Genomic DNA, 15,531 nt, shown 5'->3' with positions numbered 1-15,531 from the left:
CTGTATTTCCGGCGTGTCTTGCTTGCACGTTTATCGTTTGCCCAGAAGGAATGTATGATGTGTTCGCTGTCGAAGTGAAGTTCATTTTTGACAAATTGGCTGTAAACGAAGAAACAATCAGGTGGACACCTTGCCGCGCCGATGCGGCAAGCCAGGCGAGATAGGATCTCATGAAGCGCTACGCCGTCTATAAAACAGCTTCGGCACCGGCCAGTCGCACGACCGGCTCCGTGGCGCTGGCGCTTGCGGCAATTGCTTTTCTGGCAAAGCGGTTCGGCCTGATCGACGCGGATGTGTTTGTCCTGTCTCTGATTGCAGCGGCTACGATTGCGCTCGCTGCCATCCTGCTTGCCCTGTTCGGCTTCCACCGGATCTGGACTTATGGCGGACCCGGCGTGCCGGCGGCGCTCACAGGTTTGTTCCTGGGGCTGCTGGCGCTTGCGACGCCCGTGCTTGTGGTCGGAATGCTGGTCATGCACGCGGGAGCGAGCGACCTGGCCACCAACCGAGCCGATCCACCCGAACTTGAAACAAATGTGGCTTCAAGCGAACAACCTTTTCTCGACTGGCTGAACATCGCGCTTGTTGAAGACGTCTGGCCGGCCGTTGCCGCTTATACGGGTGCCGCGCCGGGCATGACTGCTATGGCCAATTCGGCGGAAGACCGTCTTTACCCCGATATCGTTCCGCGCCGATACCGCATTTCTATCGCTCAACTGCATGCGGCGAGTGTCAAGGCGCTTGAAGGTCTGAACTGGCAGGTCGTTGATGAATTGCCGCCCGATCTCCTCGATGCACCGACCTATCTGCAGGCTGAGGGCACTTCGCAGATCCTGGGATTGAAACACGATATCGTACTGCGCGTCCGGCCGGATTCGGTGGGGGCCCTGCTTGACGTTCGTTCGCGTTCGCGCACACCGCTGAAGGACCTGACCGACAATGCGGACCGCATCCGTCTTGTCTTCAGCGAGATCGACCGTGTGCTTCTGGAAACATACGGCGATCTGGCGCGGCTTTCGGTCGACGAGACAGAGCTGGAAGAAGACCTGCCGGCCGAACCGGTTGAAGACTTGCGCGAAACCATTCCGTTGCCGAGCTTCAAACCCTATTTCGAGGACGAGGATGCGCCGGTTGCCGAAGGTCTGGATGCGGTCGATCTGGAAGGCTGATCGCTTGCAGGCTCAGCCGGTGAGGCGATAGCGGGCGGCAAGAGACAGCTCCGGACTGGCCTCGACGCGGCCTCTGTCCGCAAGGTCCTCCAGGTGCGCGAATACGGACAGACCTGCTGCCGGGTGCAACGCCGGATCAACCGCTGCATAGAGCACCGATACGATTTCCGGAATCGATCTTTCGCCTTTTGCCAGTTCATGAAGGATAGAGGCTTCCCGGTCGTGCCTGTGCCGCTTCAGGTCGCGGACGTAGTCGATGGCATTGCGAACAATACCGCCGTGTCCGGGTAGATAGACGGTTTCGGAACGGGCCAGCAGTTTGTCGATCGAGGCCATGTAGTCCCGCATGCTGCCGTCGGGTGGGGCGACGACCGATGTTGACCAGCCCATGACGTGATCGGCGGACAGCAGAACCGGTTCCCCGGCAAGAGCAAAACACAGATGGTTGGACGTGTGGCCGGGCGTGGCGACGGCTTCAAGCGAAATGCCTGCGGCCTCGAACATCTCGCCGTCTTCCAGCAACCTGTCGGGCGCGTAGTCCTTGTCGCCGCTGGCGTCGAGTGGATTGACCTCGTTTTCAAGAAGCGCTCGTGCCGGCCGGTGCGGCCCGCACCCGATGATCTCGGCACCGGTTCTTTCTTTCAACAGCCGTGCGCCCGGCGAATGATCCACATGCGTGTGGGTGATCAGGATCGCCTCGATGACTGCGCCTTGTGCAGCCTTCAAGATGGTGTCGACCTGGCCTTCCAGGGCAGGCCCGGGGTCAACGCAGATCAGCCGACTGGTCCCCAGCAGATAGCTGTTGGTGCCATGAAAGGTGAAAGGCCCCGGGTTGTTTACCGTTAGCCGGCGCACGCCCGGCATCAGCTCGACGGCAGTTCCATATTGCGGATCGAACGTGCGATCGTGCTTCATGATGTCTCCAGTTGGTTCCGCCAGGGGCGACAGTTTCGGCAGGTTCTGCCTCGGTCTTTACGTCATGTATCTGACGTTTGAATCGGCTAGGGAAGCGGTACTTTGCCAAGCCGGGTCCAAATGTGAAACAGTGCGTTTTGGGTTGGAAAGAACGAATTTGACGGAAAATCATGACACATGACACCGAGTGCCGGGTTGAAGGCATGTTGAATCTGCCGCGGAGCCAGGCGTTTTCACTGTTTGTCGACCGGCTTGATCTGTGGTGGACATCGCCTTTCAAGGATGCGGGCGACGGCAAGGTTCAGGCGGGTATCGATCCCTACGCGGGTGGTAGCTGTTATGAGATCGACAGTGAAGGCCAGCACAGGGTCTGGGGAACCGTCCTCTCGCTGGAACCGCCGCTTTACATTCGTCTGGCCTGGCAGGTCAGCCGGGATGGCGAGGAAGTTGCGGATCCTGCGACGGCAAGCCGTGTCATGGTGAACTTCCGCGAGGCCGGGGACAGCACGCGCCTTGAAATCGTTCACAGTGAGTTTCTGAGACATGGCGAAGCGGGAGCGGAATATCTGGAACGCATGCGCCAGCCTGATGGCTGGCCGCGTATTCTGGACAACCTGAAATCCGCCGCCAGACATCCCTTGCCTCAAAATCGGTGATTGGTGCGGGTATTTAGCGCCGGTTCGGAAGTTTCGGTTCACCTGACGCGAACAGCGTTGGTGGGTCGGAGCCCATTTTCAGGGGTGTATTTGATTGTCGCTTGGCTGACATGCTTTCCGTGTTAGGGGAGTGGTCCGATGCTGCCCCGATCTCCCTATTCCGGCCTTGCACATTTACTGAGACGTCGAAATAGTGTCTGCACTCGGGACACCTAACCGCTGAAACGAATTCGCTCGACCGTCCATGACCCAACCGCCTTCGCCAATCGAAGAACCTGCTGAAGACCGGCAGGCCGCATCGCCGCTGACCCGACTTGGCGAAGCCCGCTGGATTCTGCTGTTCGCGTTTGCTGCAGCCGCAGGCGCGGTCATCGTCCATGAAGTGCCGTTGACGACGGCGCTGCTCGCCATGGCGGCAATTGTTGTTGTGGCCTGTTTCGTGCCGCGCAAGTCTTCGAGCCGCAGGGTCAAGCTGAATGCCCAGCGGGAAATCCGCAGGATGTGGCCGGGTACGGGCATGAAGGTCACTGTTGATGCGTTGCCGACACCCTGCTTCGTTGCCGACGGGCGGGGCATCACCCGCTATGTCAACAAGCAGGCGCTGTCGATTTACGAAGGCGTGAAACCGGGGGATCCTCTGTCCTTCTCGCTCCGGGCTCCTTCGCTGCTGGAAGCGTTCGACCGTGTCTGCACAACGGGTGAGGCCGAGAAGATCAGCTGGATCGAGAAGGTGCCGACCGAAACCTGGTACGAGGCTCATATCTCGCCGATCTACATGCCCGGAAGCGCAGGCCTGGAAAAGATGCCGAGCTTGCCGGACTTCATTCTGGTGGTCATTCAGGACCTGACAGAAAATCGCCGGCTTGAACGCATGCGCACGGATTTCGTCGCCAATGCCAGCCATGAACTGCGCACGCCTCTGGCCTCGCTCACCGGATTTATCGAGACCTTGCAAGGTCCTGCGCGCAACGATCCGGAGGCGAGAGACAGGTTTCTGTCGATCATGCTGGACCAGGCGGGGCGTATGCGCCGGTTGATCGACGATATCCTGTCGCTGTCGCGGATCGAGCTGAAGGCGCACGTCCGGCCCGCAAATGCTGTCGATCTGTCAGAAATCGTCCGGCATACGACCGATGCGCTGTCTCCACTGGCCTCCGACATGGGCGTCGAGATCCGGCTTCAGCTCCCGGACACTCCCGTGCGGATCAGGGGCGACAGGGACGAGCTCATCCAGGTGACGGAAAACCTGATCGAGAACGCGCTGAAATACGGCCATGACGGCAAGTTCGTCGACGTCGGTCTTGAAAGACCGCAGGCGCCGCAGGATGCACTGACCTGGCAACTTTCGGTACGCGACTACGGCGAGGGCATCCCGCGTGAGCATCTGCCGCGCCTGACGGAGAGGTTCTACCGGGTCGATGTCGAATCGAGCCGGGCGATGAAGGGGACGGGCCTCGGGCTTGCCATCGTGAAGCACATCCTGACACGCCACAGGGGCCGGCTGGAGGTGGAAAGCGAGCCGGGGCAGGGGGCGACGTTCAAGGTCAGTTTGCCTGCCATGGAGAACGTTGAAGGTCTGCCCGAGAAGATCTCCGCCTGATGCCGGATTGGCGACTGTCGTATTCCTGAGACGCGAGACTGCTAGAGACTTGCCACTGCAAGATCGGAAAAGTCTTTTGTGACCGGTCAGGCGATCCGCCGGAAGGAAGGCCTGTCTTGCCGGATCGCGCCAGCATTTTGTCCAGGAGTTTTAACGTGCCGATGTATTTTTCAGCCCGCGCTGTGTTGTGTGGCGTTTTTTGTTTGGCATCCCTGACCGCCGAAGCCCGTGACCGGTTGCTTATCGTCGGCTCGTCAACGGTATTTCCGTTTGCGACCGCGGTCGCAGAAGCAGTCGGCAGCAACGGCGTAAAGTTCCCGATTGTCGAATCCACGGGCTCAGGCGCCGGTTTCAACCTGTTCTGCAAGGGCGTTGGTGAACACACGCCGGACATCACCAATGCATCCAGGCGCATGAAGCCTTCGGAACTGGACACCTGTCTCGCAAACGGCGTCACGCCGGTCGAAGTGGAAATCGGTTATGACGGCATCGTGCTGGCCAATTCGCGCAATGGCCCGAAATTCACCCTGACCGTGGAGCAGATTTTCGAGGCGCTGGCCGAGAAACTTCCGAAGGACGGACAGCTTGTCGACAACGGCAACCTCGCCTGGTCTGACATTGATGCGGACTTGCCGAATGAGGAAATCGAGGTGCTTGGACCGCCTCCGACCTCCGGCACCCGTGATGCGTTCGAGGAACTTGTCATGGAAGAAGGCTGCAAGTCGGTCAAGGATCTGGAAAAGGACGGTTGCACCCGCATTCGTCGGGACGGCAGCTTTGTCGAAGCGGGCGAGAACGATGACCTGATCGTCGGTGCTCTGGAGGCCAATCCCGTGACGGTCGGCATCTTCGGCTATTCCTTCCTGATGCAGAACCGGGACAAGATCCAGAGCGTTGGCGTCAACGGAGTCGAGCCGACGTTCGAAAAGATTGCCTCCGGGGAATACCCGGTGTCCCGCCCGCTGTTTTTCTACATCAAGAAGGAACACGTCGGCCTTATTCCTGGCATGGAGGAGTATGTGGCTGCCTTCACCAGCGAAGAGGCCTGGGGCGACGATGGGTATCTGACGAGCAAGGGACTGATTCCCCTGTCTGCCGAAAAACGCAGGCAAGTGGCGGCCGACGCAATGGCGTTGCCGGCCTTGCAACTCTGATCGAGCCGAACCGGGCAATGCAAAACCCCGTTCGGCCGCTGCGGCAGGTGCCTGAAAACCTCCCTGATCAGGCATAACGCTCGCCAGATGGATAAAAGGGATGCCTGTCAGCTTTGCCGAGGCAAGTGAGAGCTGCACCATGTGCACCTCGAGACGGGTTTTTGTGACCCTTTGCGACATAAAACCGTCAAGGAACAGGTTTTCTTGAGTAATTTCAGCATCTTAAATTGTCACAAAACTGAAAAGGAACTGTCATAGAACTCTCATCCGTGGAGCCTAGGTTCCCCGCATCGCTCGTGCACATCCAAGCGCGGTGATCATCTAGAAACCTTGACATTCAAAGGGAGTGGTCAAGTGAAATTTACGACCCTCGTTAGCGCAACTGCTCTTGCCGTTGCTTCCACTGCATTCGTTGGTTCGGCTCAGGCTCGCGACCAGGTGCAGATTGCTGGTTCCTCCACGGTTCTTCCTTATGCTTCCATCGTTGCTGAAGCATTCGGCGAAAACACCGATTTCCCGACACCGGTCGTTGAATCCGGTGGCTCCTCTGCTGGTCTGAAGAAGTTCTGCACCGGCGTTGGCGAAAACACCATCGACATCGCAAACGCTTCCCGCGCTATCCGCGAGAAGGAAATCAAGGCTTGTGCCGAAGCTGGCGTGAAAGACATCATCGAAGTCCGCATCGGCTACGATGGCATCGTCTTCGCTTCCCAGAAAGACGGCCCGGCTTTCAACGAATTCACCCAGGTTCAGTGGTTCAACGCTCTGTCCCCGAAAGTCCTGAAGGACGGTCAGATCGTCGACAACCCGTACACCAAGTGGTCCGAAGTTGACGCTTCCCTGCCGGACGCGGAAATCGCTGCTTTCATCCCGGGCACCAAGCACGGCACCCGTGAAGTGTTTGAAGAAAAAGTTCTGGCTGTTGGCTGTGAAGAATCCGGCGCTCTGAAAGCCATGATCGACGGCGGCATGTCCGAAGACGACGCTGAAGACGCCTGCATCGCAGTTCGCACGGACGGCAAGTCGGTCGACATCGACGGCGACTACACCGAGACCCTGGCTCGCATCGATTCCAACCCGAACGGCGTTGGCGTTTTCGGCCTGGCGTTCTACGAGAACAACACCGACAAACTCAAAGTGGCAACGATGGCCGGTATCGCTCCGTCCACCGAAACCATCGCCAAGGGTGAGTATCCGGTTTCCCGTCCGCTGTTCTTCTACATCAAGAAGGCACACATCGGCGTTATCCCGGGCCTGAAAGAATACGCTCAGTTCTTCGTTTCTGACGAAATCGCTGGCCCGGACGGCCCGCTGGCCCAGTATGGCCTGGTTTCCGATCCGGAGCTTGCAGCTACGCAGGCTTCCATCGAAGCCGAAGAAACGATGGGCAACTAAGCACATCTTTCCGGAAGGGCGGCTTCGGCCGCCCTTTCTTTCTTCTTTGCCGGTTGGGTCGCCCTATGTCACTTCCATATATTCTTATTGCGCTGCTGGTTCTGGCTGTCGCCGGATACATAGTCGGCCGCGGAAAAGCCTTAAGTTCTGCCGGAGGGGATGTGCGTGAGCTCCATTCCCTGCCTGGTTATTACGGCTGGAACGTCGTTGTTTCGATATTGGTTCCTGCCCTCCTGCTGCTCATTGCGTGGCTGATCTTCCAGCCCATCATTCTTGACAGTCAGGTTTCCTCCAAGATTTCCGAAGAGACCATTGCCGCAAGTTCGCTCGACCTCGTCATGAGCGACGTCGTACGTGTTGCCGAGGGTCTCGACCTTGCCGTTTCCCAAGGCGCCATGTCGGCCGACATGGCGTCTTCCATCCGCACCGATCTGACCGACGTGCGCAGCCGTCTCGGCGAGATAGGTGTCGCGCTCGGTTCCGAAGTGACCGCCGAAACGTTGCGGGCCGCGCAGACATACCGCAGCATCTCGGGTACAGGCCTGCTGTTGCGGACAATCGGCGTTCTGGCGGTCGGCCTGATCGGTTTCGCTGTCGGTGTTCTGCGCACCAACAAGGATTTCCGTGCCCGCAACGTCGTGGAAACGGTCGTCCGCTATATCCTGATTGCAGCAGCCTCGATCGCCATCCTGACGACTGTCGGCATCGTGCTGTCGCTGATCTTCAACACGGTCGAGTTCTTCCGGCTCTATCCGGCTGCTGATTTCTTCTTCGGCCTGACCTGGGCGCCGAGCTTCGGCGGTGGATCGGAGCTGGGGATCGTGCCGCTGATCTGGGCGACCATGTATATCTCCCTGATCGCACTTGCCGTTGCCGTACCGATCGGTCTGTTCGCTGCCATCTACCTGTCTGAGTATGCAACGCCGCACGTACGCGCCGTCGCCAAGCCGCTGCTCGAGATCCTGGCCGGTATTCCAACCATCGTTTACGGTCTCTTCGCGCTGCTCACAGTCGGCCCGCTTCTGATGAACGTCTTCGGCTCCGGCGGTGCGCTTGGCGTAAGCTGGATGTCCGGTGCTTCCTCGGTGTTCACCGCGGGCGCTGTCATGGGCATCATGCTGATCCCTTTCGTCAGCTCGCTTTCCGACGACATCATCAACGCTGTGCCGCAGGCCATGCGTGACGGTTCGCTCGGACTTGGTGCCACCCATTCGGAAACCGTGAAGCAGGTCATTCTGCCGGCGGCCCTGCCGGGGATCGTCGGGGCCATCCTGCTGGCGGCCTCTCGCGCCATCGGTGAAACCATGATCGTTGTGCTGGGGGCCGGCGCTGCTGCCCGGCTCAGCATGAACCCGCTCGAAGCGATGACCACCGTGACCGCGAAGATCGTCAGCCAGCTCACTGGTGACGCCGACTTTGCCTCCCCGGAAGCCCTTGTCGCCTTCGCACTCGGCATGACCCTGTTCGTCGTGACCCTGGGGCTCAACATCGTCGCGCTCTACATCGTGCGCAAATATCGGGAGCAGTACGACTAATGACCGACACGACCCTTACGCCACCGTCGGGCAAGACCAGTGCTCCGACCCCGCACAAGACCACGTCGATCCTCGAACTCGATCCGCTGACCAGAAAGCGCAACGCCGCTGAAGCGCGCTTCAAGCTCTACGGCATCATTGCCATCGGCATCGGCCTGTTCTTCCTCGTCGCGCTGTTGTGGGCAATCCTTTCCAACGGCCTTGGCGCCTTCAGCCAGACCTTCCTGAAGGTGGATGTCCCGCTCAATCAGGAGCAGATTGCCGAAGCGGAAAAGTCGGTGGTCAAGACCTCCAAGTACCGGGCCATTATCGACGACGCCTTTGCCAAGGAACTTGCCGGCCTCAATATCACCACCGACATGTCGGCAAAGGACCTGCAGAAGCTGTTCTCCTCAGGGGCTGCCGCGACGGTTCGTGACTATGCACTTGCCAACCCGGACAAGATCGGCACGACGGTAACCTTCGAGCTGATCGCCTCATCCCGTGTCGACGGCTACCTGAAGGGCCGCGTCAAGCGCGAGGATCTTGCCGAAGACAAGAACCTGGACGCCGCACACCTGGATCTGGCTGACCAGATGCAGTCCGCCGGCATTCTGGAGAAGCGCTTCAACTGGGCCTTCATCACCGGAACCGATGCTTCCGACAGCCGTCCGGAGCAGGCCGGCATCGGGGCGTCCATGATCGGGTCGCTGTTCATGATGCTGGTGGTGCTGTTCCTGTCGCTGCCGATCGGCGTGGCCGCTTCCATCTACCTGGAAGAGTTCGCTCCGCAGAACAAGTTCACCGATCTGATCGAGGTGAATATCTCCAACCTGGCCGCCGTTCCCTCCATCGTGTTCGGTATTCTCGGTCTGGCGGTCTTCATCCAGTTCATGCATCTGCCGCAATCCGCACCGCTGGTCGGTGGCCTGGTGCTGACGCTGATGACACTTCCGACGATCATCATCTCCACCCGCGCCTCCTTGAAGGCCGTTCCGCCGAGCATCCGCGATGCGGCCCTTGGTATTGGCGCCTCCAAGATGCAGTCGATCTTCCACCATGTCCTGCCGCTGGCAATGCCTGGCATTCTGACCGGCACGATCATCGGTCTGGCACAGGCGCTTGGGGAAACCGCTCCGCTGCTGCTGATCGGGATGGTCGGTTTCATCGCCTCCAATTTCCCGGACGGTGTGGCTGCCGGTTTCTTCTCTCCGAACTCGGCCATGCCGGCCCAGATCTACGAGTGGGCGAAACGCGCCGACCCGGCTTTCTATGAACGCGCTTGGGGCGGGATCATCGTGCTGCTGGTCTTCCTCATGACCATGAACATTATCGCTATCATCCTGCGCCGCAGGTTTGAACGCCGCTGGTAAGGATTGCTCCGATGAACGAGATGCCGAATTTTGAACAGGCGAAAACCATGACCGACAGCAAAATTTCCGCGAACAAGGTGCAGGTCTATTATGGCGATACCCACGCCATCAAGGACGTGGACATCGAGATCCAGCCGCGGTCCGTGACTGCCTTCATCGGTCCCTCCGGATGTGGCAAGTCGACGTTCCTGCGGACGATCAACCGCATGAACGACACCATCGACATCTGCCGTGTGGAAGGGTCGATCAAGATCGACGGTGAGGACATCTACGATCCCAAGGTCGATCCCGTACAGCTGCGTGCCAAGGTCGGCATGGTTTTCCAGAAGCCGAACCCGTTTCCCAAGTCGATCTACGACAACATTGCGTATGGTCCGCGGATCCATGGTCTGGCCCGCAACAAGTCCGAGCTTGATGAAATCGTAGCCTCCAGCCTGCAGAAGGCCGGGCTTTGGGAAGAAGTCAAGAACCGTCTGGACGAGCCGGGCACCGGCATGTCGGGCGGTCAGCAGCAGCGTCTGTGCATTGCCCGTGCGATTGCCGTCAGCCCGGAAGTGATCCTGATGGACGAACCGTGCTCGGCGCTTGACCCCATCGCGACCGCGAAGGTGGAAGAGCTGATCGACGAACTGCGGGAAAACTTCACCATCGTGATCGTGACCCACTCGATGCAGCAGGCTGCCCGTGTGTCTCAGCGAACCGCGTTCTTCCACCTGGGTGTTCTGGTGGAGGAAGGTCTGACGGAGGACATCTTTACCAATCCGAAGGACAAGCGTACGCAGGACTATATTACGGGCCGCTTCGGCTAAGCATTTTTTAGGTTTCTGAAGGGGACACAGGATGTCTGAACATACAGTCTCGGCTTACGATGACGAACTGACGGCCATGGCCGGCAAGGTTGCCGAAATGGGTGGTATTGCCGAAAAGGCTTTCGCCGATGCGGTGTCCGCGCTGGTGTCGCAGGATCTGGAGCTTGCCAAGGCGACGATCAAGGGCGATGTCCGTCTGGACAGCCTTTACAACGAACTTGAAGTGAAGCTGATCGAGCTGATCGTCCGCCGCCAGCCGATGGGGCAGGACCTGCGTGAAATCACCGCCGCAACGCGCATTGCCAATGACCTGGAGCGTGTTGGCGATCTTGCCAAGAACGTTGCCAAGCGCGTCATCGCCATCGACAGCGACTTGCAGTCCAAGAAGCTCGCGATCGGTGTGGAGCACATGACGGAACTTGCTCTTTCGCAGCTCAAGCAGGTGCTGGATGCCTACGCCCGCAAGGATGCGGAAGCCGCCCGCCGGGTTCAGGAAGCCGACGCCGAGGTCGACGCGATCTACACGTCGATCTTTCGCGAACTCCTGACCTACATGATGGAAGACCCGCGGGTCATTACCCAGTGCGTCCATCTCTTGTTCTGCGCAAAGAACATCGAGCGCATCGGCGATCACGCCACGAACATCGCCGAGAACGTCTACTACATGGTCACTGGCGAGCGTTTGCCGGAAGACCGGGCAAAGGTCGACGAAACAGGCGCGGTCTGACCCGCCGGTAATCGTCGGATTTGCAGAAGATCTTAACGGCCGGCGCTTCGGCGCCGGTTGCGGTAATTGGAGCGAGATGTATGCCGAAGGTGCTCATCGTTGAAGACGAAGAACCGCTCAGCCTTCTATTGAGATACAATTTGGAAGCGGAAGGGTACTCGGTCGAGTCCTGTGTCCGGGGTGACGAGGCGGAAATCCGCCTGCGGGAAAGCCTGCCGGATCTGTTGCTGCTCGACTGGATGCTGCCGGGCCTGTCCGGAATTGAACTGTGCCGCCGCCTGCGGGCGCGCGAAGACACCGAGCGCCTGCCGGTCATCATGCTGACGGCACGCGGTGAGGAAGCAGAGCGCATCCGCGGCCTGTCGACCGGTGCCGACGACTACGTGGTCAAGCCCTTCTCGGTACCGGAATTGATGGCCCGCGTGCGCGCCATCCTGCGCCGGGCAAGTCCGGAAGTGGTGTCCAGCATGTTGCGATCCGGCGATATCGAACTGGATCGCGAAACGCACCGCGTTCGCCGCAACACCAAGGAAATACACCTGGGGCCGACGGAATTCCGCCTGCTGGAATTCCTGATGACATCGCCTGGCCGTGTCTTCTCCCGCGAACAACTGCTGGATGGGGTCTGGGGTCACGATGTCTACGTGGACGAACGCACTGTCGATGTTCACGTCGGTCGCTTGCGCAAGGCTCTGAACAAGGGCAAGGCGAAGGATCCTATCCGTACCGTCCGTGGTGCCGGATACGCCTTCAATGACCAGTTCACCTCTGCCACTGCCTGAGCGCAACTTGCAGAATGGAATTAAGGAGCCCGCTTTCAAGCGGGCTTTTTGTTTCTCAGCGGTTATGTGCCTTTCGCGGAACAAGGTTCTCTTCTGCGACCACCCCATCAGATGTGTCGGTGTCGGGGCTGATCCTGCGGTCCCTGTCGTGGCGGAGCGGTCAAACAAGGTTTGATTTGATGGAACGGAAACGACATGGATCGGTGCCAAGAACAAGCCGTGGGAGGTCACTGGTCGGGGTCGGGCATCTGGTCAATGGAAGGCCCAAACAAAAAAAAGCCCGCCAGATGGCGGGCTTTCTCATGAATTGGTTAGGTGCGAGGCTATCAGCCTGCCTGAGCCATCGTCTTGCGATCGCGGCGGCGGTCGGCGACCGGCTGATACGCGATCTTGCAGTGATGAGCGCAGTAGGGGACGCCGGCATCGGACTGGCGGCCGCAGAAGTAAAAGTCGTCGGTCGCCGGGTCGCCAATCGGCCATTTGCAGGTCCGCTCGGTCAGCGTCAGGATGGTAGCCCGCTGCGAGATCGGAACGAGCTCTGCAATCGGCTCTACGCGCGGCTTGGGGGCCACCACTGGTGCAGGCGAGATGTCTGCTTTAAGGGCCGTCGCGCCGATCGACTGCGGATGTGACGTCGTCGGTTTCTTCGGCGCTGCACCCGTTGCAGGAGCTGCGGTGCGCGGCCGGCGCGGCTTGGCGCTTGAAGAGGTGGACTTGGCGCGGCCGGACAGGCCAAGGCGGTGCACCTTGCCGATCACGGCGTTACGGGTAACACCACCCAGTTCGCCTGCGATCTGGCTTGCGCTCAAGCCGTCGCCCCAAAGCTTTTTGAGAAGCTCAACTCGTTCGTTTGTCCAACTCATTGCCGCACCCTTTAGTTTGACCGTCCTGCGGCCATTAACCCCGTGTTAAGCATGCGCAAGCACGCTTAATGCTGGCAGATCTAGTGCCTCTTGGTGATTTGCCTCACGAGATCTCGTGTCTGATTGCTGAGAGGTTACAATAACGTTAATTTGTCAGGCAACCACTCGACCCAAACCAGTTGGGGATGAAACGACTTTTCCCCAATTATGGCGAGGTCATTGAGAATTTTATGAAATCCGCCCTCCGCGGCACATGAAATGTCTTGTGCGCCATTTCCATTGACAGTGCATGGTACCGGCAGTGTATAAGAAAGCCGCTGCGTGCCGCCTCATCGGGGCGGCACGTTGCGTTTTGGCCCTTCGGCATCTTTTCAAGGTGACGGCCCGGCGTCGGGGCGACGCAGGGGACAGCAGGGGCGTTTAAAGGAGACAAACGAGGTTATGTCCGCGACTGCACTATTCGGAAATTACGCAAGATCGAACCTGTCTTTCGATCATGGGGAAGGCGTCTGGCTGGTTACCACCGATGGCCGACGATTCCTCGATTGCGGTTCCGGCATCGCGGTCAACGCACTCGGTCATGCCCATCCGCATCTGGTCAAGGCATTGCAGGATCAGGCAGCCAAGCTGTGGCATACCTCTAACCTGCACCAGATCCCGGATGGCGAACGGCTGGCGCAGCGCCTGTGCGCGGAAACCTTTGCCGACAAGGTGCTGTTCGTGAATTCCGGCGCGGAAGCGATGGAAGCTGCCATCAAATGCGCGCGCCGTTATCATTATGACAACGGCAACCCCGAGCGGTTCCACATCGTGACCTTCGAAGGCGCCTTCCATGGCCGGACCATCGCGACCATCGCGGCTGGCGGCCAGGCGAAATATCTTGAAGGCTTTGGCCCGAAGGCTCCGGGTTTCGACCAGGTGCCGGCAGGAGACCTGGATGCGCTGAAAGATGCCATCGGACCGCAAACGGCCGCGATCGCGATCGAGCCCGTGCAGGGCGAAGGCGGTATCCGCGAAATTCCGGCCGATTTCCTGCGTGCGCTGCGCAAGATCTGTGATGACAACGGCATTCTGCTGATTTTCGACGAGATCCAGACCGGTGTCGGACGGACCGGCAAGCTGTTCGCTCACCAGTGGACGGGCGTGGAACCGGACCTGATGGCAATCGCCAAGGGTATTGGCGGCGGGTTCCCGATGGGCGCATGTCTTGCAACGGCAGAAACGGCAGCGGCGCTGTCCCCCGGGACCCACGGCACCACCTTTGGCGGCAATCCGCTGGCCATGGCAGTCGGCAATGCCGTTCTGGACGTCGTTCTGGAAGACGGGTTCCTGGAAGGTGTCCGTCAGAAGGGGCTCAGCTTCAAGCAGAAGCTGGCCGGACTGGTGGACGGCCATCCGGACGTTCTGGCCGAAGTACGCGGCAACGGCCTGATGCTCGGTCTGAAATGCGTGGTGCCGGTAGCAGATTATGTGCTTGCAGCCCGTGAAGCCGGTCTGCTGGCAGTTCCTGCCGGCGATAACGTGGTGCGCATCATGCCGCCGCTGACCATGAGCGAAGAGGAAATTTCCATTGCTGTCGAGCGCCTGGAACAGGCTGCTGTCGCCATGGAAGCGAAATTGGCGGAAGGAGCGGCCTGATGACCGCAAACGGAACCTACCGGAACTTTCTGGATCTGACGGACTTCGAAGGCGACGAACTGCGCGCCATCCTGGACACCAGCCGGAAGATCAAGTCGAGCCGTAACGGCGTGCATCGCGGCCAGGGTCCTCTGGCCGGCAAGGTGCTGGCCATGATCTTCGAACAACCGTCGACCCGTACGCGCATTTCCTTCGATGTCGGCATGCGCGAGCTCGGCGGCGAGACCTTGATGCTGACCGGTGCGGAAATGCAGCTCGGCCGCGGAGAGACAATCGCCGATACGGCGCAGGTTCTGTCGCGCTTCGTCGACGCGATCATGATCCGCATCCTCGATCACAACGACCTGCGTGAACTTGCCGAAAATGCGACAGTGCCGGTGATCAACGGCCTGACCAAGCTCTCGCATCCCTGTCAGATCATGGCGGATCTGTTGACCTTTGAAGAGCATCGCGGTTCGATCAAGGGCAAGAGCGTTGCCTGGACCGGTGACAGCAACAACGTGCTGGCCTCCTGGATTCATGCCGCGCCGCGCTTCGATTTCGAATTGCGCATCGCGACGCCGGGCGAACTGGCGCCGCCGATGGACCTGATTGAAACTGCTCGTGCCAAGGGTGGTTCCATTCAGGTCACGACGGACCCATATGAGGCAGTCAAGGGGACCGACTGTGTCGTGACCGACTGCTGGGTGTCCATGGGTGATGACGATGCGGAATCGCGTCACAACCTCCTCAGCGCCTATCAGGTCAACAAACGCCTGATGGCTGAGGCAAACCAGGACGCCCTGTTCATGCATTGCCTGCCGGCCCACCGGGGTGAGGAAGTCACCTCGGACGTCATGGACGGTCCCAACTCCGTTGTGTTTGACGAAGCCGAAAACCGGCTCCATGCCCAAAAGGGCATTCTGGCCTGGTGCTTCGGCGCAGCATAAGGCAAGC

The 15,531-nt window shown here is 59.5% G+C and carries 14 protein-coding genes; 12 read left to right on the top strand and 2 right to left on the bottom strand.

What is annotated here, in order from left to right; genetic code table 11:
- The first annotated feature begins 170 nt into the window (after positions 1-170).
- Positions 171-1,169, top strand: coding sequence for a DUF1499 domain-containing protein (locus tag B0E33_RS05410; protein ID WP_077290633.1), 999 nt, complete (start codon positions 171-173; stop codon positions 1,167-1,169).
- Positions 1,170-1,181: 12 nt separating this feature from the next.
- Here B0E33_RS05410 and B0E33_RS05405 read toward each other — a convergent pair whose 3' ends face one another.
- Entirely contained in the window at positions 1,182-2,084 is a 903-nt protein-coding gene (locus tag B0E33_RS05405; RefSeq protein ID WP_077290632.1) for an MBL fold metallo-hydrolase, read from the bottom strand.
- 170 nt (positions 2,085-2,254) lie between these two features.
- Here B0E33_RS05405 and B0E33_RS05400 point away from each other — a divergent pair, with 170 nt between their 5' ends.
- The 9 genes from B0E33_RS05400 (at position 2,255) to phoB (ending at position 12,094) form a co-directional block, all read left to right on the top strand.
- Complete coding sequence (locus tag B0E33_RS05400) at positions 2,255-2,740, top strand: SRPBCC family protein (RefSeq protein WP_077290631.1); 486 nt, start codon at positions 2,255-2,257, stop codon at positions 2,738-2,740.
- Positions 2,741-2,984: 244 nt separating this feature from the next.
- A complete protein-coding gene (locus B0E33_RS05395; protein WP_077290630.1) occupies positions 2,985-4,340 on the top strand; it encodes an ATP-binding protein in 1,356 nt (451 codons plus the stop codon).
- Between the two features lie 161 nt (positions 4,341-4,501).
- Positions 4,502-5,494 carry a substrate-binding domain-containing protein gene (locus tag B0E33_RS05390; protein WP_077290629.1) on the top strand — a complete coding sequence of 331 codons (993 nt, stop codon included), beginning with the start codon at positions 4,502-4,504 and terminating at the stop codon, positions 5,492-5,494.
- Between the two features lie 354 nt (positions 5,495-5,848).
- On the top strand, positions 5,849-6,889 hold the full coding sequence (locus tag B0E33_RS05385; protein ID WP_023001818.1) for a substrate-binding domain-containing protein: 1,041 nt from the start codon (positions 5,849-5,851) through the stop codon (positions 6,887-6,889).
- Between the two features lie 65 nt (positions 6,890-6,954).
- The gene (gene pstC, locus B0E33_RS05380; RefSeq protein ID WP_023001817.1) at positions 6,955-8,424 is read left to right on the top strand and encodes a phosphate ABC transporter permease subunit PstC; all 1,470 of its coding nucleotides are present in this window, start codon (positions 6,955-6,957) and stop codon (positions 8,422-8,424) included.
- On the top strand, positions 8,424-9,776 hold the full coding sequence (gene pstA / locus B0E33_RS05375) for a phosphate ABC transporter permease PstA (RefSeq protein ID WP_023001816.1): 1,353 nt from the start codon (positions 8,424-8,426) through the stop codon (positions 9,774-9,776). Before pstC ends, pstA begins: the two co-directional genes overlap by 1 nt.
- A 47-nt stretch (positions 9,777-9,823) precedes the next feature.
- Complete coding sequence (gene pstB / locus B0E33_RS05370; protein ID WP_228148061.1) at positions 9,824-10,585, top strand: phosphate ABC transporter ATP-binding protein PstB; 762 nt, start codon at positions 9,824-9,826, stop codon at positions 10,583-10,585.
- Positions 10,586-10,616: 31 nt separating this feature from the next.
- On the top strand, positions 10,617-11,312 hold the full coding sequence (gene phoU / locus B0E33_RS05365; RefSeq protein ID WP_023001814.1) for a phosphate signaling complex protein PhoU: 696 nt from the start codon (positions 10,617-10,619) through the stop codon (positions 11,310-11,312).
- A gap of 80 nt (positions 11,313-11,392) precedes the next feature.
- Complete coding sequence (gene phoB / locus B0E33_RS05360) at positions 11,393-12,094, top strand: phosphate regulon transcriptional regulator PhoB (RefSeq protein ID WP_023001813.1); 702 nt, start codon at positions 11,393-11,395, stop codon at positions 12,092-12,094.
- Between the two features lie 326 nt (positions 12,095-12,420).
- On the opposite strand, the gene B0E33_RS05355 is transcribed toward phoB, so the two are convergent.
- Entirely contained in the window at positions 12,421-12,957 is a 537-nt protein-coding gene (locus B0E33_RS05355; RefSeq protein WP_077290628.1) for a GcrA family cell cycle regulator, read from the bottom strand.
- Positions 12,958-13,398: 441 nt separating this feature from the next.
- Here B0E33_RS05355 and B0E33_RS05350 point away from each other — a divergent pair, with 441 nt between their 5' ends.
- The gene (locus B0E33_RS05350; protein ID WP_075281428.1) at positions 13,399-14,595 is read left to right on the top strand and encodes an aspartate aminotransferase family protein; all 1,197 of its coding nucleotides are present in this window, start codon (positions 13,399-13,401) and stop codon (positions 14,593-14,595) included.
- Positions 14,595-15,524 carry an ornithine carbamoyltransferase gene (gene argF / locus B0E33_RS05345; protein WP_023001810.1) on the top strand — a complete coding sequence of 310 codons (930 nt, stop codon included), beginning with the start codon at positions 14,595-14,597 and terminating at the stop codon, positions 15,522-15,524. Before B0E33_RS05350 ends, argF begins: the two co-directional genes overlap by 1 nt.
- Positions 15,525-15,531: the final 7 nt, after the last annotated feature.

Source organism: Roseibium algicola (assembly GCF_001999245.1).
GTDB classification, from domain to species: Bacteria; Pseudomonadota; Alphaproteobacteria; order Rhizobiales; family Stappiaceae; genus Roseibium; species Roseibium algicola.
This window is presented reverse-complemented; position numbering and strand designations above follow the sequence as displayed.